Origin of the sequence: Paenibacillus sp. JJ-223 (genome assembly GCF_927798175.1) — a bacterium.
Taxonomy (GTDB): Bacteria; Bacillota; Bacilli; order Paenibacillales; family Paenibacillaceae; genus Paenibacillus; species Paenibacillus hubeiensis.
Map to the genome: position 1 here is coordinate 141,978 of NZ_CAKMMP010000018.1, position 21,533 is coordinate 163,510.

At 53.7% G+C, this 21,533-nt stretch carries 17 protein-coding genes and 1 riboswitch; of the genes, 12 read left to right on the forward strand and 5 right to left on the reverse strand.

Going from position 1 to position 21,533, the window contains the following annotated elements:
- The first annotated feature begins 258 nt into the window (after positions 1-258).
- The 8 genes from L6H98_RS26560 (at position 259) to L6H98_RS26595 (ending at position 9,135) form a co-directional block, all read left to right on the forward strand.
- Complete coding sequence (locus L6H98_RS26560) at positions 259-927, forward strand: pectate lyase (protein ID WP_236420723.1); 669 nt, start codon at positions 259-261, stop codon at positions 925-927.
- Between the two features lie 192 nt (positions 928-1,119).
- Positions 1,120-1,229: riboswitch (TPP riboswitch) on the forward strand.
- 212 nt (positions 1,230-1,441) lie between these two features.
- A complete protein-coding gene (locus L6H98_RS26565; protein ID WP_236420701.1) occupies positions 1,442-2,035 on the forward strand; it encodes an ECF transporter S component in 594 nt (197 codons plus the stop codon).
- Positions 2,036-3,511 carry an ABC transporter ATP-binding protein gene (locus L6H98_RS26570; RefSeq protein WP_236420702.1) on the forward strand — a complete coding sequence of 492 codons (1,476 nt, stop codon included), beginning with the start codon at positions 2,036-2,038 and terminating at the stop codon, positions 3,509-3,511.
- Positions 3,486-4,280 (forward strand): energy-coupling factor transporter transmembrane component T, encoded by a 795-nt coding sequence (locus L6H98_RS26575; protein WP_236420703.1) that lies wholly within the window; start codon positions 3,486-3,488, stop codon positions 4,278-4,280. The genes L6H98_RS26570 and L6H98_RS26575 overlap by 26 nt, the downstream gene beginning before the upstream one ends.
- A 140-nt stretch (positions 4,281-4,420) precedes the next feature.
- Entirely contained in the window at positions 4,421-6,685 is a 2,265-nt protein-coding gene (locus L6H98_RS26580; RefSeq protein ID WP_236420704.1) for a PQQ-binding-like beta-propeller repeat protein, read from the forward strand.
- Positions 6,686-6,816: 131 nt separating this feature from the next.
- Complete coding sequence (locus tag L6H98_RS26585; protein WP_236420705.1) at positions 6,817-7,599, forward strand: ATP-binding cassette domain-containing protein; 783 nt, start codon at positions 6,817-6,819, stop codon at positions 7,597-7,599.
- Positions 7,589-8,257: a methionine ABC transporter permease gene (locus L6H98_RS26590; RefSeq protein WP_236420706.1), complete on the forward strand. Its 669-nt coding sequence runs from the start codon at positions 7,589-7,591 to the stop codon at positions 8,255-8,257. Before L6H98_RS26585 ends, L6H98_RS26590 begins: the two co-directional genes overlap by 11 nt.
- A gap of 41 nt (positions 8,258-8,298) precedes the next feature.
- A complete protein-coding gene (locus L6H98_RS26595; protein ID WP_236420707.1) occupies positions 8,299-9,135 on the forward strand; it encodes a MetQ/NlpA family ABC transporter substrate-binding protein in 837 nt (278 codons plus the stop codon).
- Positions 9,136-9,554: 419 nt separating this feature from the next.
- Here the strand turns inward: L6H98_RS26595 and L6H98_RS26600 are convergent, their stop codons facing one another.
- Positions 9,555-10,784 carry a nitrate/nitrite transporter gene (locus tag L6H98_RS26600; RefSeq protein ID WP_236420724.1) on the reverse strand — a complete coding sequence of 410 codons (1,230 nt, stop codon included), beginning with the start codon at positions 10,782-10,784 and terminating at the stop codon, positions 9,555-9,557.
- An 831-nt stretch (positions 10,785-11,615) separates the two neighbouring features.
- Here L6H98_RS26600 and L6H98_RS26605 point away from each other — a divergent pair.
- On the forward strand, positions 11,616-14,336 hold the full coding sequence (locus L6H98_RS26605) for a beta-glucosidase (protein ID WP_236420708.1): 2,721 nt from the start codon (positions 11,616-11,618) through the stop codon (positions 14,334-14,336).
- A 102-nt stretch (positions 14,337-14,438) separates the two neighbouring features.
- Positions 14,439-15,983: a glycoside hydrolase family 30 beta sandwich domain-containing protein gene (locus L6H98_RS26610; protein WP_236420709.1), complete on the forward strand. Its 1,545-nt coding sequence runs from the start codon at positions 14,439-14,441 to the stop codon at positions 15,981-15,983.
- A 209-nt stretch (positions 15,984-16,192) separates the two neighbouring features.
- On the opposite strand, the gene L6H98_RS26615 is transcribed toward L6H98_RS26610, so the two are convergent.
- From L6H98_RS26615 to L6H98_RS26630, 4 genes are all read right to left on the reverse strand, one after another.
- Positions 16,193-16,981 carry a formate/nitrite transporter family protein gene (locus L6H98_RS26615; RefSeq protein WP_236420725.1) on the reverse strand — a complete coding sequence of 263 codons (789 nt, stop codon included), beginning with the start codon at positions 16,979-16,981 and terminating at the stop codon, positions 16,193-16,195.
- A 384-nt stretch (positions 16,982-17,365) separates the two neighbouring features.
- Positions 17,366-17,776 carry a hypothetical protein gene (locus L6H98_RS26620; protein ID WP_236420710.1) on the reverse strand — a complete coding sequence of 137 codons (411 nt, stop codon included), beginning with the start codon at positions 17,774-17,776 and terminating at the stop codon, positions 17,366-17,368.
- Between the two features lie 109 nt (positions 17,777-17,885).
- Positions 17,886-18,107 carry a bacteriocin immunity protein gene (locus L6H98_RS26625; protein ID WP_236420711.1) on the reverse strand — a complete coding sequence of 74 codons (222 nt, stop codon included), beginning with the start codon at positions 18,105-18,107 and terminating at the stop codon, positions 17,886-17,888.
- A gap of 140 nt (positions 18,108-18,247) precedes the next feature.
- Complete coding sequence (locus L6H98_RS26630) at positions 18,248-19,240, reverse strand: zinc-binding dehydrogenase (protein ID WP_236420712.1); 993 nt, start codon at positions 19,238-19,240, stop codon at positions 18,248-18,250.
- 164 nt (positions 19,241-19,404) lie between these two features.
- On the opposite strand from L6H98_RS26630, the gene L6H98_RS26635 reads away from it, so the two are divergent.
- Positions 19,405-20,295: a LysR family transcriptional regulator gene (locus L6H98_RS26635; protein ID WP_236420713.1), complete on the forward strand. Its 891-nt coding sequence runs from the start codon at positions 19,405-19,407 to the stop codon at positions 20,293-20,295.
- Positions 20,292-21,392, forward strand: coding sequence for a beta-eliminating lyase-related protein (locus L6H98_RS26640; RefSeq protein WP_236420714.1), 1,101 nt, complete (start codon positions 20,292-20,294; stop codon positions 21,390-21,392). The genes L6H98_RS26635 and L6H98_RS26640 overlap by 4 nt, the downstream gene beginning before the upstream one ends.
- The last annotated feature ends 141 nt before the right edge of the window (positions 21,393-21,533 follow it).

The following is a 21,533-nucleotide window of genomic DNA, read 5'->3' on the forward strand; positions in this document are numbered from 1 at the left end:
CTGAAGGAAAATAAGGTAATTCCAGCACACCGAGAGTTAACAACGGCAGATGCGATGTTCGGAACGGGTACGGATAGGTCTCATTTTCTCAGAGCTGGCGTGAATGTCGGAGAGATGTGAACTACGGATTATTCTTGGAACGTTCCTTTCCTGATAGGATGAGGTTGCGGCCAGGACAAGCGGAGCTGTGCATCTGCGAGGCTTGCCGACAAACCGCCCGTAATGGCGGAAAATCCGATCGCCAAGGAGGAATTCATGATGAAAAAAATGTTGACCGTACTTTTGTCCGCCGGTTTGGTTGCCTCATTGTTTGCTGTGATTCCCGCAGCGGCAGCGCCCGAAATCGTCAAAACGACGATTATTGTCAAAAAAGGCGAAACGTACGACGGTAAGGGGAAAAGCGTGGCTGCCGATCCGAACACGTTGGGAGACGGAAGCCAGGCTGAGAACCAGAAGCCCATTTTCAGGCTTGAAGCAGGCGCAACCTTGAAAAACGTAGTCATTGAAGCTCCTGCTGCCGACGGCGTTCATTGTTATGGCAGCTGCAATATCGAAAACGTGACCTGGAAGGATGTCGGCGAGGACGCGCTAACCCTGAAATCCTCCGGCACCGTTAACATAACGGGCGGAGCGGCGTATAAGGCGTACGACAAAGTATTTCAGATGAATGCCTCGGGAACGATCAACATCAAAAATTTCAGGGCAGACGACATCGGCAAACTGGTGCGCCAAAACGGAGGCACCTCTTATCAGGTTACGATGAGTGTGGACAACTCCAACATCTCCAACGTCAAGGATTCGATTCTGCGCACGGACAGCAGCTCGACCGTCGGCAAAATCACCAATACGCGGTATTCCAAGGTGCCTACGCTCTTCAAAGGGTTCGCCTCCGGCAAAACGAGCCAATCGGGCAATACGCAATACTGAATCATCAGCGACGCGATTGCCAGAGAGTCATCTCTAATGTTCAAGAGTCTTGCCTGACCTTTGCGCCAACGATTGCCGATTCTACCGAAGGCATTCCTGTGATGGGGATGCCTTCACTATCGCTCGTGCATAAATGGGGAATGATTCGGGATTGCCACAAATACCCTTCTGTTGTACAGTATAACCATTGAAATAACGAAAGCCGGGAGCTCAATGAAGTTGGGCTGAGAGGGTGGCCTTGTGCCGCTGACCGTATCTGATCTGGGTAATGCCAGCGTAGAGAACCATTCGATCCATGATGGGGAAAATAAACACGCAATTCGTGCACACAACGTCTCATGAATTCGGCAGCATATCCTTTGCCTTATTCCTGAATGGGATAAGTGTGGGTTGTCCTGTTTATGTGCCATTTTCCGCCCATGTTTCGTCAACTGTACGCATGGCCTGCCCGATATCGGGGAGGCTTTTTTGTTATTTTCAAACTACTGATGATAAGAGAAGGGGAGTAGAGAAAATGGTAAATGCGGGGAGCAGCAACAAATTAAGATTAACGGATATTTTGGTCACGATCGTGATCGCGGTTGTATTCGGGGTGATCTACAAAATATGGGGACCGACCTATGATCTGATGAAACCGTTCGGCGTGCATGCCGAGCAGATGATCTACGGTATGTGGTTCATGGCGGGAACGTTTGCCTTTCTCGTCATTCGCAAGCCGGGCGTTGCCATTCTGGCCGAGGTTGCGGCCTCCACGGTCAGCGCTTTCCTCGGCAGCGAATGGGGCATGTCCACGCTTGTATACGGGCTGCTGCAAGGGCTGGGCGCGGAAATTTTCTTTGCGGCATTCCTGTATCGGAAAACGAATTTGCCCGTGACCTGCCTGGCGGCCATCGGGGCAGGACTTGCTTCGCTTATACTGGATTACCAATACGGATACATCGAGTCCCTCTCGACTTGGAACTACACCCTGTTTATCGGGTTCCGCCTGATCGGCAGCGCCGTGATCGCAGGCGTATTTGCCTATTATTTGGCGAAGGCACTGGAGCTGACCGGCGTGACCCGTACGTTAAGACCTGCATCGAAGCAGGATTACGAGGCATTGGATTAAATGCACAGGCAAGAATGCGTGCGGGAAACCGGGCTAGCAGCGGGCATCGTGAACTTGAGATGCAAATTCCCCGGGGAACAAGGCCTGTTGTTTCAAGGGCTCTCTTTATCGGTGAGCCAAGGAGAGAAGGTGCTGCTGCTGGGAGCAAGCGGATCGGGAAAATCCACGTTGCTGCAAATATTGAGCGGAATCATTCCGCATGCGGTGGAGATGCCCATGAAGTGCGACGACATTCTGGTGCCAAAGCGGGCAGGCATCGTGTTCCAGGACCCGGATGCCCAGTTCTGCATGTCGCATACGGATGAGGAAATTGCATTCGTGCTGGAGAACCGGAACGTTCCTCGGGAGCAAATGGCAGCGCGGATCGGCCTTGCTTTGCAGCAGGTCGGGTTGGCCTTCGAGGGCCATCGTGCTCCGATCCAATCCCTGTCCCAGGGCATGAAGCAGCGGCTGGCCATTGCTTCGATTCTTGCGCTGGAACCGGACGTATTGTTCATGGACGAACCGACGGCGCTGTTGGACGGGGAAGGCACGTCGCAGGTCTGGGATACGGTGAAACGGATCGCCCATAACAAAACCTTGATCATCGTGGAACACAAAATCGACGAAATCGTGGACTGGGTCGATCGGATCGTTGTGCTGTCCCCCGAAGGGCAGGTCGCCGCGGACGGTCCGGCAGCGCAAATATTTGCGGAGCAGCGGGACCTGCTCAGGTCATATGGCATTTGGTACCCGGGCGTATGGGAGGAACAGGGACAGCAGGCAGGGAGCGCGGCAGAGCCTGAACCTGCCGTGCGGCAACGACTTCGCGAGGAACCTGTACTGGAGCTGCGCGACGTCATCGGATGGCGGGGCAGCACCGAGGTGATCCGGGTCAACAAGCTGGAAGTCCGCCCCGGCGATTGGATCGGCGTCGTTGGGGCCAACGGTGCCGGCAAAAGTTCGTTGCTGCTGTCCATGATGCATATTCTGAAAACGACGGGGGACTATCGCGTGATGGGGAAACCCGCCGGCACGACGCAGCAGCTGGCGGAACGGATGGCCTTTGTGTTTCAGAACCCGGAATTCCAGTTCGTGACGAACTCGGTTGTGGACGAAGTGGAATTTTCGCTGCTCGGTACCGCAATGTCACCTGCAGAGAGGCAAGCAAATACGCTGGGCATGCTGGAGGAATTCGGGCTTGCGGCATGGGCAGACCGCCATCCGTATCAATTGTCCATGGGGCAGAAACGGCGGCTGAGCGTAGCTTCTGCCCTCATACGCGGCCAGCGCATCCTGCTGCTGGATGAGCCGACGTTTGGGCAGGATGCCCGCAATACGTTCGCGATGCTGTCAAGGCTTGAAGAACTTAGACGGAAAGGGACGGCTATCGTGATGGTGACCCATGACAGCGAAATCGTAAGCAGGTACTGTACCCGGACTTGGAAGGTTGATGGAGGGAGGGTCATGGATGCAGCTGTCTTTTCCCCATCGTGAGACATGGCTTCATCACGTCAATCCCGGGTTGAAGATGGTCGTGCTGACGCTGCTGTTCATATACGTCATTTTCATCCACAATTTAAACGTGATGGCGAATACGGCCGTGGCAATGCTGTTGCTTCTGATCTGGAGCGGCCATCCATGGCGCAGGCTGCTCTTGTATGCTTCGCCGTTCATCCTCGTGTTTATCTCCACGTCGACGGGCATGATGATGTTCGGGAAAGGAGAGACGACGTGGTTCCGGTATGGCCTGATCCATGTGACCGAAGAGAGCTTCTATCGCGGCTTGCATCTCGGTTTCCGTTCGCTCTGCATGGCTGCTGCCGGATTGCTGTTCGGTTTGACGACCCGTCCCGTCCGGCTGTTCTATTCCCTGATGCAGCAGTGGAGGCTTCCGCCTAAATATGCCTACAGTTTCCTCGCGGCAATGCGCATGATCCCGATTCTGCTGGATGAATTCCAAACGCTGCGGTATGCGATTCGCATCCGCGGTATGGGTGGCCGGCGATCGCGCTGGAACATCTACGGCACCCTGAAACGTTATGCGATTCCACTGCTGGCCCAGAGCATTCGCCGCGCCCAGCGGATGGCGGTGGCCATGCAGGCGAAGGGGTTCGCCGAAGGCGCAAGCCGGACGTATTATGTTCCGGTCGGGTACTCCCGGACAGACACCTGGTTTCTTTTGTACATGGTCATCTCGTTCCTGCTGGCTTATCTGGCTGGCGTGGGTTACCCTTATCAACCGGAAATGGTGGATGTAAGGTAGGTCGCAGGAATTCCGGCAATGCACGCTTAGAATGATATGTCTTTTTGCAAACCGGTAACTTTTTGCCGGGTCCAAACGTCCTTATTTGGAAATAACTTCAATACAAAAAGGCGAAGACCTTGGTGAATGGAGGCCAAAACATGCGGACGAAAAGATATGGGCGGTTGGGAATCGCCGGGGCTGTGGCCGTAATCGCGGCCGGAAGCATCCTGTTGAACATGAATACAAAGGTCATGGGCGCGAAAAACGAGGGAGGCGCTCAGCAGGTACAGCTTGCTTCAGCCGCGTTCAAACGGGGAGACACCGTTGCGCTTCCCGCAAACGTTCCTTTGTTTTCGAACATAAAGGACAGCAGCGTGGCCGCCGATTTGATGAAAATCAAGAACTATACGGCAAATGGAGCTAAGTTGAAAGTGAATGCCGTCAAGGACGATTGGATTCAAAGCAAAGACGAGATCAACGGAGAGCAGTGGTTGCCGGCATGGTATGCAACGAAAGATGCGGCCAGCATCAAACCCGTTTCTCCGCGCACGTTCCATCTCCGGCCTGGAAGCAAGTTTTATCTTTATCCCGGCAGCGCTACGGTCTGGGATGCTGGACCTGCGCTCGAGAAAAAGGCGTTTATCGTCGCGCAGCAGGGGCAGTGGTACGGCGTTTCGCTGGCTCCCCGCATCTGGAACGCGGATTTTTATTCGTTCCGGCCGTCCATGCAATGGATTCAAGCCAAAGACGTGTCGCAGCAGGAGGATATCCCGGACGGGTGGATGAAGTCCGAATCTTCTCTGTCGACGGGCCAGGTGCGCCATCTGACGGATATTCTGATCCATAAGGGAGATACGGAAAGGCAGATCGCGAAGCGGCTTGGCGAACCGGATTGGACCGAGCATTCCCCGAACCTGAGCCAGACCGGCGACCCGATGCGAATAGGGGAAACGTGGCGATACGAGCATGAAGACGGGCAGGTGCTTTTGACGTTTACTCCGGAAGGCAAGCTGGAGAGAATGCATTGGAATTTGCCGCAGAATGGCAGCAATCCCGGGAAGGTTAGTGCAGAAACGGAACGCAGCGATCGTTATGAGTTTACGTCCCGGATGGATGGCAAGGCGCTGGCGGCAACGTTGCCTTGGGAGCCGGTATGGGTCAATCAAGGCGACATTAATTATACGTTCCTTCAGGCAGGGAATGAAGATGTTCTGTTGATCAAAGGCGATGACGGCGGATTCAGCGGTTTTTACCATGAAGGCTCCGTTTATGCACTGGATAGGCATACAGGCAAAAAGCTGTGGCAGATCAATACCGGCTTCGGCATGTTCCTGACAAAACTTGATGCAAGCCGCGAGTATGTGACGCTGTATGCCGACTATGATCCGGCTGAAAGAGATTACGTGCATCGGATACGTCATATTCGCCTGAAGGACGGGAAGGTGATGTGGGAGCGGACGGCCAAGCAAGGTTTCGAAGGTAACACGGTTACTGCTGCCGCGAATGTTGTGGTTGTGGAGGACCAGGTGCAATCGGACGGCAAAAAAGCCCGTATTACCGTACTGAATGCAAAGAACGGAAAAACATTGTGGACGCTGAACCTGAGCGGGGAATATCGCCTTTTGAACGAAGGAGCCGACGATCCTTACGTCCTGTACTGGAATAAAAATAAACTGGTTGCCGCAGAACCTTATACGGGCAAGGTGGTTTGGAGCAAACCGGCGAAAAAGTCGACGATCGACGATCCGCAGCACGATCCTTACTTCGACGGCATCCAACGGCTGGATCCTTTCGCTGATGCTTCACAGGAGCGCTGGATGCTGCTGGATGATCAGTGGGTGTTGATCGACCTGAAGACCGGGGAGGAACAGGCGAAGTTCGCAGCCCGGAATGGTCAGCGTTTCGAGGTGTTGAACGACGGTCGTCTGCTCATCCGGGAAAACCAAAACGGTCAAAATTACGGAGATGTCCATGACTATACCACGACATTATTCGATCCGAAAAGCAACAAAAAGCTATGGGCGATCGAAGGAAAGTTCGACCGTGGATTGGTGGAAGGGAATCGAGTGTATGGCGTCTTGAACGGTTTTCCGGCGGCATTGGATTACGATTCGGGCAGCGTAGTGTGGAACGTCGAAGAGGAAGGGGTCGCGATTCCGATGCTGCTCAATCAGGGAAGCTACGTTCTTGCGGGCGACCAGCTTCTGCTGCCTCGGGGGGATGACCTGCTGGTACTGGACAAAAATACCGGAAAGATCGGCGGACGCATCCACGATATCGTCATGGGTACGCCGGAGCATCGGGATCGGGATGCCAAAAACGGCACGATGAACCGCATCGGCGATGACATTTATATCGGATCGGCCAATGGACGCTTCGGTCTCTATTCGGCAGACACGCTATCAGCGAACATCTCGCGCTAAGGCTTGTCTCCCGCCAAAGGATGATTTATTATAGATGAACAGGATTGCTCGCGCTCCGGTTATCGGCTGTGCGGGCTTTTCTCCATGTGTTCTGAAGAACCATGCATGATCCTATCGCGGGGGGAAGCTCCATGATTTCATTATACGGCGTGAGCAAGCGTTACAGCGAACGCGGATCTCGTACGGATCAAGGATTCGAAGCCCTCAGCGCAGTGTCGCTGGAAGTGGGCCAAGGCGAAATCCACGGCATCATCGGCTCGAGCGGGGCGGGGAAATCCACGTTGCTGCGCATGCTGAACGGGCTCGAGAAGCCGGACGAGGGCGAAGTGGTCGTGAACGGCCAGCGATTTACAGGCATGAACGAACGGGCGCTCCGAGAAGCTCGTCGATCGATCGGCATGATCTTTCAGCATTTCAACCTGGTCAGCAACCGGACGGTGATCGGCAACGTGTGCATGCCGTTGGAGCTTGCGCGCATGCCAAAATCCGACCGGGTTGCGCGCGGCTTGGACGTGCTGCGGTTTGTCGGCCTGGAAGACAAAGCCCGGCAGTACCCGGCCCAGCTAAGCGGGGGGCAGAAGCAGCGCGTGGCCATTGCAAGAGCGATTGCGAGCCGTCCGGACTTGCTTCTCTGCGACGAGCCGACGTCCGCGCTTGACCCGCAAACGACGAGCGGAATCATTGACTTGCTGCGTCATGTCAATGCATCGCTGGGCGTCACCGTCGTGCTCGTGACCCATGAGATGGAGGTAGCACGGCAGCTGTGCCATCGCATTTCCGTGATGCGGGAAGGACGGATCGCGAAGACGTTATCCGAGGCGGAGGTACGCAGCATTCCCGCTCCCGGTCCGGATATGCTCACCGCATTGCTGAAAGGTGATGCCTTAACGGGAGGTGGCAGGAATGATACCTGACATCGTGCTGCAATATCAGCATGAAATCTGGCAGGCGATTGGAGAGACCTTCGTCATGGTGGGCATTTCCATTGCGGCTGCCGTTCTGATCGGTTTGCCCCTTGGCACGCTGCTTTACCTGTTCAGGAAAGGACAGCGTTACGAGAATCGGCCATTATTCACGATCTTGGGGAGCCTGGTGAATATCATCCGTTCGTTCCCGTTCCTGCTGCTCGTGGTGTTCATGATTCCGTTCACGCGCATGGTTGTCGGCACATCGATCGGCACGCTGGCCGCGACGGTGCCGCTGTCGGTGATTGCGATCGCCTATTATGCACGGCTTGCGGAGCAAGCACTGCTCGACGTACCCAAAGGCGTGCTGGAGGCTGCGGCTTCGATGGGGGCTTCGACGATGCAGTTGGTGTTCAAGTTCCTGTATGTCGAAGCACGCTCAAGTCTTGTGCTGGGCTTGACCACCGCAACGATCAGTTTCATTTCCTATTCCACGGTCATGGGGATCGTGGGGGGAGGCGGCGTTGGCGATTTTGCCATTCGTTACGGTTATCAGCGCTTTGAAACAGAGCTTATGGCATTTACGATCATTATCATGATCATCCTGGTCCAAGCGATCCAATATACGGGCACGCGGCTGTCCCGCTGGATTGACCGCAGATCGTGATCCAACAAACAGATTATTTACGAGAAGGGGTTATTACATTGATGAAAGCAAAATGGATGCTGCTTGTACTGGCACTGATGCTCGTGCTGGCCGGTTGCGGCAAAAAAGAGGAAACACCTGCGGCGGAAGGCAACGCAAACGGTTCTGACGCCAAACAGGAAGTGACACTGAAAGTAGCGACCCTGATTCCACCAATGACAGACGTGCTTGATATTGTGAAGCCTTTGCTGAAGGAAGACGGCGTGAACTTGGAAGTGGTGGTTCTGTCCGATAACGTGCAGCCGAACACGGCGCTTGCCAACAAGGAAGTAGATGCTAACTTCTTCCAGCATGTGCCTTATATGGAGCAGTACAACGAAGCGAACAACGCTACCTTGGTACCGGTTCAACCGATTTACAACGCGATTTACGGCGCATACTCCAAAAAGTACAAATCGATGGACGAGCTGCCCGAAGGCGCGACGATCGCGATCGCGAACGATCCATCCAACATCGGACGTTCCCTTGTGATGCTGGAGCAGAACGGCATTATCAAGCTGAAGGAAGGCGTTGGATTTAACGCTACCCAGGCCGATATCGTGGAGAACAAAAAGAACTACAAGTTTGAAGAGGTCGACCTGCTGATGCTGGCCCGCATGATGGATGACGCCGACCTGGTTGCCATGACCCCGGCTTACGCTAGCCCGCTGGGTCTTACGCCGAAGAAGGATGCATTGCTCACCGAAAAGGATGATTCCCATTTTGCAATTACGCTGGTTGCCCGGGAAGACAACAAGGATTCGGAGGCGATCCAGAAGCTGGCGAAACGCATGGCCGGCCCGGAAGTGAAAGCCTTTTTTGAAAAAAATTACGCGGATATCGCCATTCCTGCATTTTAAAAAAAAGTGCGTCAAAGGCCCGAGCCGAATAGGCTCGGGCCTTTTTTTCGGGGTAAGCATTCATCAAATAACGAGAATGGGAGTCCTTGATGAGATGGCTACCGAATTGCTAAAGAACCTGACACACGTTATTTCACGGAAATGGGCCAAGTTTGTGCTCTAATGAACCTGTGACACGCTATTCCGGGGAAATAATCTTGTTTTTCCTGTTGTGACCGTAAGTAGAGTGTCTGAGGTTCGTAAGGATTGGAAAAGGATGCAAAACGGCGAAATAAGGTGTCTGAGATTCGTTAGCGCTCCGGGACAGAAATTGTCGACGCGTTCATTCTGCATTTTCCTCGTGATCGGAGAGAACCGTACAAAAGAAAAAAGCCGCAAGCGCGGCTCTCCTTAGGTAGATCATTGAAACTCGGGCCTCATTAAGCAGAGAAAGAGGTTGATTCCTTTTTAGCTGCCAGCGAGTTTTTAAGCCAGTGGGCACGCCATTTGGACTGCATGACCAGCACAAGCGCCATGGAGGCGGCCGCGATCAAGCTAAGGATGACAAAGCCCGGAGTATAGGATTGGTACGTGCTGTAGAGCTGGCCGAGAATCAGCGGAAGGGCGTATCCTCCGATTCCGCCTGCCGCGCCGACAATGCCGGTCATCAGCCCGATTTCGTTGCCGAATCGCTGCGGCACAAGCTGGAAGACGGAGCCGTTCCCGGCGCCCAGACACATCATGCCCAGGAAAAGCATGACAACGACGACAGGCAATGGCGGCAGGAAGGACACGCCGATTAACATGATGCAAGCTCCCATGTACAGGTATGTCAGCATGCGGGTACCGCCGAGTTTGTCGGCCAGGAATCCGCCGACGGGGCGGAAGAAGCTTCCCGCGATGATGCAAAAGGTTGTAATATCGGCTGCATGCACCGCAGACAGGCCGTATTGCGTGTTGAAAAAGATGGTCAAATAGTTGGCCAGGCCGACGAATCCGCCAAAGGTGACGCAGTAGAAGGCGCAGAACACCCAGGCGTCACGCTGCTTCAACAGGCTGCTGTATTCGGACAGCTTTTTGGGAGCAGGCCGGTTGGGGCTGTTGCGGGCAAATAGGGAGAAAAAGACGAAGACGATTACGATCGGGATCAGTGCAAGGCCGAACACGATTTCCCAGTTGCCGAAATGGGTGGCCAATCGATTGGCAAAGAGGGTTGCGAGCACGGTTCCGCTATTCCCGGCACCGGCGATCCCCATGGCCAGCCCCTGATGTTCCTTAGGATACCATTGGCCGGCAAGCGGAAGCGCTGCGGCGAAAGATGCGCCGGCAATGCCTAACAGCAGGGCGACGACATACAGCTGGTTCAGGGAGTCGACCCACAGCCAGCCCAGCAGCAGCGGAATGACGGTGACGCCCATTCCGATCTGCGCAGTGAGTTTGGGGCCGATGTAGTCGGACATAAAACCTAACACGAGTCGAAGAATCGAACCGCCGAGGATGGGCAAAGCGACCAGGTTGGCTTTTTCCACCGGAGTCATCGGGTAATCCATCGCAATAACGACGGCGAGTGGGCCCAACATGCCCCAGATCATAAAACTGATGTCGAAATACAGGAATGCACCGAACAAAGTAGGCTTGTGGCCGCTTTTCCAAAAACTTTTCCTCTCCATCATCATTCATCGCTCCTCATCCTATTGATCATTCTCTAGTATTTTGTGATCCGTGCATGACTTCAGGCAGAAAAGGCCGCAATTCGTCCAGAAAGCTGAACGAGTTGCGGCCCCATTGCCGACAGGCGGTTCACGTCATTGTGCCCCGCACCTGTTATGATCACTGCACTGTGATTTTGATTCAAATTATAAAAAGTCTTGAATCATATGTCAACTAAAATAACATTATTTTTGAAAAATTTATATTTAAGTGATTTTTATGATGTTTCATGTAATGTTAAATAACATAAATGGTAATTGAGTGAATATGGGTATTATGCTTAGTGAACTACTCTGATTTGCCTGGTAGTCAAAGTTAAAGCTTCTTGGGATCAGCCAGCAGGATGGCCGCCAATGCATCTGTTGTTGGAAAAGGAAGGGGGCTACATGTCGTTTGTTCATTCCAAATCATTGAATTTAATAGAATAAAAAGGAGAATCGGGAATGGGACGATTCGGCTGTTTTTGCATTGGAGGAATTCAAGCAATAAAGGTTACGGAAATGTAATTAATTCGCTTTCTTTTCCTGTTAGATGCATTTTCGAAGGGGTGATTCGCAAGAACTAGATTGTTTAAACCCAATCGATTTCCAATTTTAAGGGGGTGAAATTTACGCTTGGGTCGGCTATCGTAAGAAAGTGCTCGCTTGTCGGTGAACACGACTTTTCTCAGCGATGAGCAGGGGCTCATGATATGGGCAGGTTGGACAAAGCGAGCTTACATTTCCTTGTATACATGTATTCAAAATGTGCGCGAGGAAATGATCAAAGAAAGAGAAGGAGAGCATAACAACATGAACAGAAGCATCAACAGAGCTCTATCCCAACGCCAACGGCGATGGTTTACGATGATGATCATCGTTGCATTGGCAGTCATGCCGCTGCATGCCTATGCCTCGCAAGCGGAATCCAAGGCTGACCGTCCATGGATGAACGCCTCCCTGAGTGCAGAGGAGCGCACGGAGCTGCTGCTCCAGGCGATGACGTTGGAGGAAAAGGTCAGCTTCGTTACTGGTAAGGTCAATAACTATTATGGTTTCTATAATGACGGCGTGGAAAGGCTCGGCATCCCTGCGCTGCAGATGGCAGACGGACCTGCCGGAGTGCGGGTGGCCAATCCGGATGTGCAGGATAAGAAATCCACCGCCCTCCCGGCACCGATTGCGCTTGCAGCGTCCTGGGATACGGAGCTGGCCGAAAAGTACGGAGACCTGATCGGTCAGGAAGCGCATGACACAACCCATAACGTGGTGCTTGGGCCGGGACTGGACATTGCCCGCACGCCATGGGGATCGCGCAACTTCGAATCACTTGGCGAAGATCCGCTGCTGGCTTCCGGGATGGGAGCGGCTTATGTAAAGGGAATTCAAAACAACCCGGTCATTGCGACAGCCAAGCACTACATCCTGAACAACCAGGAGACGGAACGTTTCACGACGAATGCGATCGCGAGCGAACGGGCCATTCAGGAAGTGTATGCACGTCCGTTCAAAGCGATGGTCGAGCAGGCGAATCTGGGAGCAGCGATGTGTTCGTTTAACCAGGTGAACGGTACATATGCTTGCGAGAACAAGGACATGCTGACCGACGTTCTCAAAAAGCAATTTGGATTCGAAGGCTTCGTCATGAGCGACTATGGCGCGAATTTCAGCACCGCAAAATCCGCGAATGCAGGTCTCGATCTCGAAACGCCAGGCGAACCATACGGCAAATGGGGCGACAAGCTGTTGGAAGCCGTAAAACAGGGCGAGGTCAGCGAACAGACGCTGGACGACAAGGTCAGACGGATTTTGCTGCAAATGTTCGAGAAAGGTCTCTTCGATCAACCGGTTCGCAATCAGCAGATCGATGCCAAGGCGGACGGTAAGAAAGCCCGTGAATTTGCGGAAGAAAGCATGGTGCTGCTGCAAAATGACAACAATGTTCTTCCGTTATCCGGCAAAAATATCAAGTCGATTGCGGTCATCGGGCCCGATGCGGATACGTCGTCGGCAGCCGGAGGCGGCAGCAGTTTGGTCAACCCGACCTATACGGTAAGCCCGCTTCAGGGTATTCGCAACCGCGCGGGCCAAGGCGTCGAAGTCAACTATGCTGCCGGTACCGATCCGATCTCGGCAGGAGATGCGTTCAACGGTCCGGATGCGGTGCCATCCACGCTGTTATCGCCTGTCGATGCGGCACAAAGCGAAAGAAATGATAGTACCGACCATGCGGAAAATGGACTGCGTGCCGAATATTGGACCAATGCCAACATGGAAGGAAATCCTGAATTGGTCCGCATCGACCGGCAGGTGAACGTGAATCTCGGCTTCTATAACTACGAAGGCTTCAACGCGCAGTCGTCCAAGCTTCCCGTGACGCCAACGAAGTTCAATAGCAAGATGTCGGCACGCTGGACAGGTTCGATTACTGCCCCGAAATCGGGTGAGTATGCGTTATCCCTGACCAGTCTCGGCTCGGCGAAGCTGTATGTGGATAATCAACTGCTTGTGGACAATGAGGGGAAGGCTTTGGGAACAACGGAAAAGACGATTGCGCTCAAAGAAGGAGAGTCTCGCGAGATTCGGATCGAGTACCGCACGGACTTCCCTGTTCAGGCCAGCCATGACATGGGCGCCCAGGTTCGTTTCGGATGGAAGCCCGCAGAAGGCGCCGTGGATGCCCAAATGCAGAAGGCCGTCGAGCTTGCCAAAAAATCCGACGTAGCGGTGGTGGTGACCCGCACGTATGACAGCGAAGGGTATGTGGATCGGTCTGATCTGGAGCTGCCGAACAATCAGGAACAACTTATTCGCGAGGTAGCCAAGGCGAATCCGAAAACGATCGTTGTACAAATGAGCGGTCGCGCGGTCGAAACCGACTCCTGGCAGAACGAGGTGCCATCTATCGTTCAAGCCTGGTACGCAGGTCAGGAACAAGGAAATGCCGTGGCGCGCGTTCTCTTCGGCGACGTGAATCCGTCGGGCAAGCTGCCCGTAACGTTCCCGGCGGACGAGACGAAAACACCGGTGTCTACCGCGAAGCAGTTTCCGGGCGTGAACGGAGTCGGCAGCTATTCCGAAGGCATCTTCGTGGGTTATAAGGGGTATGAAAAAGAGAACCTGACCCCTGCGTTTGCGTTTGGGCACGGTTTGTCTTATACGAGCTTCGATTATCGCAATTTGCATGTGAAAAATAAGGGCAAGGGTGACAAGGCAACGGTTGAGGTATCTCTAAATCTGCGCAACACGGGTAAACGCGCCGGTGCAGAAGTGGTACAGGTCTATGTCGGCCCATTGCCTGCCCGAGCGGAGACGCCAAAGAAACAACTTGCGGGCTGGGCCAAAGTCGATCTGAACGCAGGCAAGCAGCAGCGCGTTCAGATCGAGCTGGACCCATCGGCGTTGTCCTACTGGGATGAAACGTCGAACAAGTGGGTGACGCCGATGGGCAAAGTCCCTGTTTACGTCGGCAGCGCATCGGACGATATCCGCCTGACAGGCAGCGTGAATATCGGAAATGCTTCCGGCAAATAATCGGTGTTACGAATATGGAAATCAATGAAGTCGCGGCCGCCTGGTTGCGGCTTTTTCCACCCTTGGGAATCCGGGCGGAACGTATGGAAGGAGGGAGCAGCGATGTATCGGCGAACGAGAACTTGGATGGTAAGGGGTGGCATCGGTCTGTTGGTGGCGGGGTGCGCCGTTTGGCTGATGTGGGCATTCAGCCCTGCAGCCGTTCAGCCGCCTGCGCCGATGCCTTTGCCCGAAAAGAAAAGGATGACGGAGGCAGAGGTATGGCTGACGACAGGGGATCAGAGTCAGCTGCTGGCAAGGCAAGAGCCTCGGTCGTGGAAGCCCGTTGGGCCTGACGATGAGAAGAAACGCCAAAACGTCGCGTCCATTCGAGTAAATGCCGGGCAAGCTCATCAGAAGATGGAGGGGTTCGGCGCGGCCATGACGGGGTCATCCGTTTACCTGATCAACAGCCTTCCCCAAGAGCAGCGGGAAATGTTGCTGCACGAGCTGTTTACCGCAGAGGGATTGAATCTCAATATGGTACGGCATACGATCGGTGCATCGGATTATTCCGTGAATGCATCCGGAGAACCTTCAAGCTATACGTATGATGACGTCGAAGAAGGAACGGATTACGCCCTCGAACATTTTTCGATCGAACAAGATGAGGGAGTCGTAGCCATGCTGGAGGATGTTGTTCGGGTCAAGCCGGATGTGAAGGTCATGGGTACGCCCTGGACTGCGCCGGCCTGGATGAAATACGGCGAGCGGACGCATAACGGCTGGTACCTCAACTATAATGATCCTGGGGTGTATGCGGCTTATGCAGCATATTTCGTAAAATACATTCAGGCCTACCAGGCCAGAGGGGTGCCGATTCACAGCATCACGGTACAAAACGAACCGGAATTCACGTCGCCGAACTACCCCAGCATGAGCATGGGGGCAGCGGAGCAGGCGATGTTCATCCGGGATTATCTAGGTCCTGCCTTCATGGAGGCCGGGCTGGATACGCGCATCATAGCGTATGATCACAACTGGGACCAGGCCGTGAGGTATACGGAAGAGTTGTTTGAGGATCGCCGGACGGCAGCCTCCGTTGAAGGCTCGGCCTTCCACTGTTATGCGGGCGATCCGTCTGCAATGACTGAGGTCCATGACAGGCACCCGGACAAAATGATCTATGTGACCGAATGCAGCGGAGGCGAATGGAGCCCGGATTTCGGAACTAACCTGAGCTGGCAGATGTCCAACCTGATCATCGGTGCTGCGCGAAATTGGGCCAGCAGCGTACTGTTCTGGAATATCGCGCTTGATCCGCAAGGTGGACCGACCAATGGCGGATGCGCCAACTGTCGGGGGATGGTGACGATTGACCCGGAGAGCGGCAAGGTCGAGCGGAACGTGGAATATTACGCCATGGGGCACATCAGTCGGTATGTTCGTTCGGGAGCCGTTAGGGTGGAAACGAACCAGGAACCGGGCGTTTTGGAGAATGCGGCTTTTCGCAATCCGGACGGTTCCATGGTGCTGATCGCCAGCAATTCTGGACAGGATGCGGTGGCTTTCGAGATCGTGATGGACGACAATGCATTGCGTTACACATTGCCTCCGCAATCGGCGGCGACCTTTCGCTGGAAGGAAGCCGGGTCCGCAGCACGGTAATTCGATGGCGGCAAAAAACATAATCGTGGTCACGCGCTGCGACAACGAGATCGAAGACATTCCGTGGAAGGGCTATCCTTGATATATCCGCCACGGAAGATTACGGAGGGAAGGCCAGTGATATATGCCTTCCCGTTGCAAAGCCCCGTGCAGCCTTTCCCTTTGAAGGGATAAGCTGCACGGGGCTTTGGCTTTCTTTTCAACATCCATTAATGTTGTTCCTCATCCAGGAAAGGTTTGTTCACCGCATAATACATAAAGCCCATCAGCAGCACTCCGCCTACCAGATTGCCGAACGTGACCGGGACCAGATTGTGGAGCACGCCCTCGAACGAGATCGTTCCCGGATGGTTCAGTACCAGCGCAATCGCAAACGTACACATATTCGCCACGCTATGCTCATATCCCGAAATAAAGAAGCAGAACACGAACAGCATCATGGCAAACATTTTGGCGCCGTTTTCCTTCATGAACATCGGGATGAAAAACGCCAGGCAGACGAGCCAGTTACACAGAATTGCCCGGAAAAAGAGCTGCATTGCCGGAGCTTCCATCTTGTGTTCGACCACGCTCAGGAGGAAGCCGTTGACCTGGGACGAATCAAACAGTCCTGTCAGGTAGATCAGCAGCGCAAACACCGCCGCACCCATCAGGTTGCCCCCGTAACTCGCCACCCACAGCTTGACCACCTCTAACCAGCGTAGTTTCTTACGCAAAGCGGCATAGGTGTAATAGAACGTGTTTCCGGTAAACAGATCCCCGCCGCCGTAGGCGATGAGAATGATTGCTGCTCCAAACGTCAGTGCGGCCATCGGATAGGTCAGCGGAGATTGCTCCATATAGAAGAAATTGCCCGTCTTGAACGCCACGATGACCCCGAAGCCGATGAACATGCTGGCCAGCATGGAACGTGACAGATAACGGACCAGACTTTGTTTATATATTTTGTGCTTTTTTAATGCCAACTCTTCGACTTTGCGCAGACCTTCGGTTTCCATCATTCGCCTCCTGTACTTATGGGTAGTATTGCATCTATTTACATATTTTTTGAACTTTCTATATTATAACGAAATTTATGGGAGAGGCACCTGTTACATATAAATAAAGGGTTGATTATATAGGTTCATATAACATGCATGCAAACATTTTGCATTTATGTGCTAATTCTTAGCATCTTTTTCTTGGTTGAACAAAGTACCAGGATAATCCGGATGATATCGATGATCGGTTGAACCTAAAATTTGAAGGGAGAAAGACATGAATGCGAATAAGATGCGGGTATTCTGAATGGCTGTAAATCAACGATTTAAAAAAGTATGGGGCATCGTACTCAAATGAATGATAGAGCGCAAAGAGGCAGCCGCCAGGCCTGCCTCTTTGTACTATGATAGCGGAAAGGGAAACATGCAGCTTCGGAGAATTTCGGCCTTCAGTTCCTCGGATCGCTCTCGAGGAGCCAGCTCTTCCGCATAGGATCGCTCCAGTTTCTTCCGCATAAAGGTCTCGGCATGCGGGTTGGGGCGTGCGTGGAAGCTCTCCGCAAATTCCCTGTAAACGTCCGCGCTAAACGCCTTTTCCAGCACGCTATTAAGCAGAGGGCTGCCTGCATACAGCAGCGAGTCCGTTTCTTCGCACTCAAATTTCAAATACATGATGGCTTTCCGCAGGGCATTCAACTCGCCTTGGGTCAAGTATACGGGAGTGACTGCTTCTTCTCCGCCTTTGAATTGCAGTTCTGGAGCGCGATGTTTCGTTGGACGGTGGGAGCTGTCTGAACCTCGGGATTCACTCATGCATGATCACCTCCTAGAGTTTGTCGAACTTCTTGTAGAAATGCCGGTCTTCCGGTTGGTGGTGTAGCGAATCATTGGACTCGGTCATATCGGTTCGCAACTCTAAACATTAAGGTTGTGTTGGCGGAAGGATGATTGGGCGTGCGGCTAACGCTTCCTCTACGATCTGTTCCGGAGTCAATTCACGGTCGTCCCAAAATATCAGGTTACTGATCGCAGGGTGTGGGACCTGACGTTCCAGTTCTGACAGCATGTCATCCAATTCGGCTTCGGTTCCTTCCGCATGCATCAATTTGCGTACCAATTCTACCAAATGGGTTCTATCGTTCATTGTGGGAACCTCCTTGTCCTGTTCCAAAATGCTCTAGCTATGTCAGTTGAACCAATGATTCTGCACGGAATCACTACGTGGTCAGAACCATCTTCCGATTGCTGTTAAGCAACGGGAGCAAGAGTCATTGTCTATGATCATCAGTCGATCCGGATGGCGATATTACCGAACTGTTCGCCTTGGGCTATTCGTTCAAAAGCGCTGCGGGTGTTCTCCAGCGAATATGCGCGATCAATGACAGGACGAATATGATGCCGGCCGATATACTCCAGCATGTGTACATACTCTTCACGGCTGCCCATAGAGGTGCCCAGCAGGCTCACTTGCGGGAAAAAGATGGTACGGATCGGCACCTTCAGCTCATCGCCGGAGCTTGCTCCATACATGACGATTCGTCCGCCGGGGCGCAGCATTTCGAAATAACGGGAGAAGAGGCTCTGTCCGATGCTGTCCATGACGAGGTCGACGGGTCCAAGCGCATTTTCTTTCTGCCAATCTCCGTGGCTGTCAAAGGTCTGGTTCGCGCCAAGGCGCAGCGCTTCCGCACGTTTGGCTTCGCTGCGGGACGTCACCGTCACGCAGGCTCCGGCGGCCTTGGCCAGCAGCAGCGCCGAAGTGGCCACCCCGCCGCCGATGCCCGGAATGAGCACATGCTCGCCGGCAAGCAGGTTTCCGCGTGTGAACAGCGCGCGGTAGGCGGTCAACGTCGACAGCGATAATACGCCGGCTTCTTCCCAGCTAAGCATAACGGGTTTGGGCAGCGCATTGTCGGCAGGCAGCGTAATGCATTCGGCCAGCGTGCCGTGATCGGGCCCGCCCACAATGCCAGGCACGGCAGGCACATCGGCGGCGTGGTTCCAGCCCAACGTAGGGTGGATGATGACTTCGTCGCCTTTACGGAATGCATCCACGCCTTCCCCGATTTCTTCTATTATACCAGCTCCGTCCGACCCCGGAATGAGCGGTGAGTCCTGTGCGGTGCGATCGTTCATGATGAACAAGTCGCGATGGTTGATGCCCGCAGCCTTCAGACGAATTCGTACTTCTCCGTAACCAGGCGCTTTCGCAGGAGCTTCACTCGTATATTGCAGTCCTTCAAGGCCGTTTTTTCCAGTGTGATACATAGCTTTCATGGTCGTTCATCCTCCAGTGCATGTTCATTCGTCTAGCCCGTGATTGAAACTGAGGCTCATTGTACAGCCGACTGGCTTTGGCGTAAAATGAACAGAAACGAACGCAGATATCAAAAATGTTCATAGCAGATACCGGCGTGATTGTAGAAAGAAGGTGAACGCGCTTGGATGCCGGCGATTTGAACATTTTCCGGACGGTTGCCCGTGAAGGAAGCATCAGCAAGGCCGCGAAAACCTTGAACTATGTGCAATCCAATGTCACGGCGCGCATTCGGCAGCTGGAACAGCAGCTTCAGGTGCCCCTGTTTCATCGCACCAATCGGGGGATGACGCTAACGTCGGCCGGGGAAAATTTGCTGGGTTATGCGGATAAAATATTGCACCTGCTCGACGAAGCCGAAGAGGCTGCACGGGCGGGGACGACTCCAGCAGGACCGTTGCGGCTGGGTGCGATCGAGGCAGGCGCTTCCTCGTTTCTGACGCCGTTCATGGCGGAATACCAGGCGAGGTATCCGGACGTGCAGCTTTCCCTGATCACGGGCGGAACCCATGAACTGGCGCAAAAAGTCATTCGCCACGAACTCCATGGTGCCCTCGTATATGGGCCGATGGTTCATCCGGAGCTTGAGTACGTCAAGCTGTATGACGATGAACTGGTTCTGGTTGCCGGGAGGAGCATGCATGAATCGAACGGGCTGCCGGAGCTGCTGCATAAACCGATGCTTTTTTTCGAAGTAGGGTGCACGCATCGGACGCAGGCAGAGGCTTTTCTAAAGGAACATGGGGTTGAAGCGCCGAACATAACGTCTTACGGCACGCTCGATACGATTCTGAACGGAGTGTCGGCAGGCTTGGGCGTAACCCTTTTGCCGAGATGTTCCGTAATACGTGCTGAAGAACGGGGTGAACTTGTTACGGTCACATTGCCGGAACGTTATCGCAGGTTGGAAGCAGGGTTCGTCGTGTCGACGGGAGAACGCCGGGCAGGGGCGTTAGGGGCATTGGTTCGCATGTTGAGCCCAAAACAGGAGGAGAAAAGGAGCGAAGAATCATGAGCAGTGAAACGTTGACGCTTGCGGACGCGTTCCGGCAGGCCGAATACACGGTAGGCGGAAATGGTCCGCGCAAAATCAAAGTGCTTCAGGAAGCGATATTACATCTGGATGGAGAAATGGACAGCGATCATTACGGCCGCGGCGAAACGATCGAGCAGTTTCAGCGGCAAATGGCCGAAGTGCTGGGCAAAGAAGCGGCCGTCTTCTTTCCGAGCGGCACGATGGCCCAACAGATTGCTCTCCGCATTTGGTGCGACCGCAAGGGCGTAAAACGGGTAGCGTACCATCCGCTGAGCCATTTGGAAATCCATGAAGAAGATGGATTGAAAGAATTGCATCAAATCGAAACCGTTCTGCTTGCGGACAAGGATCGGCTGATTCGGCTGGAAGACGTAACGGGCATGAACGAGGAGATTTCCTGTCTCCTGCTGGAGCTTCCCCAACGCGAGATCGGCGGGCAGCTTCCGCCATTTGAGGAATTGGAGGCGATCTCGGCGTACTGCCGGGAGCGCGGAATCAAGCTGCATCTGGACGGTGCGCGCTTGTTCGAGATCACGCCATACTATCAAAAGACGCCGGCCGAGATTTGCAGTCTATTTGATACGGTATATGTGTCTTTTTATAAAGGGATCGGAGGAATCGCAGGAGCGATTCTGGCCGGGGAAGCTGACGTGATGCAGGAATCCAAAGTATGGAAAAGGCGTCATGGCGGGGATTTGATCGGCCTGTATCCGTACATCTTAAGCTCGCAATATTACTACAACAAACGTATTGGCAAAATGGGGCTCTATTACGAGCAGGCCAAAGAACTCGCCGCCCTGTTGAACGAATGCCATGGCATCCGCACGCTGCCTGAGGTACCTGTATCGAACATGTTCCACGTGCATTTTGCATATCCCCCCGCCGAGGTCGAACCTGTTCTGGCCGAAATGTACCAGCGATTCGGGATCGGCATGACGCCGTATTTGAATAGGACGGACAGCGGATGTGTTTTCGAATGTTCGATCGGGGACCAGTACGAGACGGTTCCGCAGGACACCTTGCGTGCGGCGTTGAAATGGCTGGATGCGGAGCTGGAATTAAAACACACGATCTGATCGAAGAACCTATCCGTGTAACGGGTAGGTTTTTTTACATTGGGCGTGCCCAGCTAAGCACGCATCTTCTAGCCGGTGAAAGTCCGGTCGCAGGAGGGGCCAAGCCCCTGCGTAGCTAGGATACTTGCGTATAGCGAAATC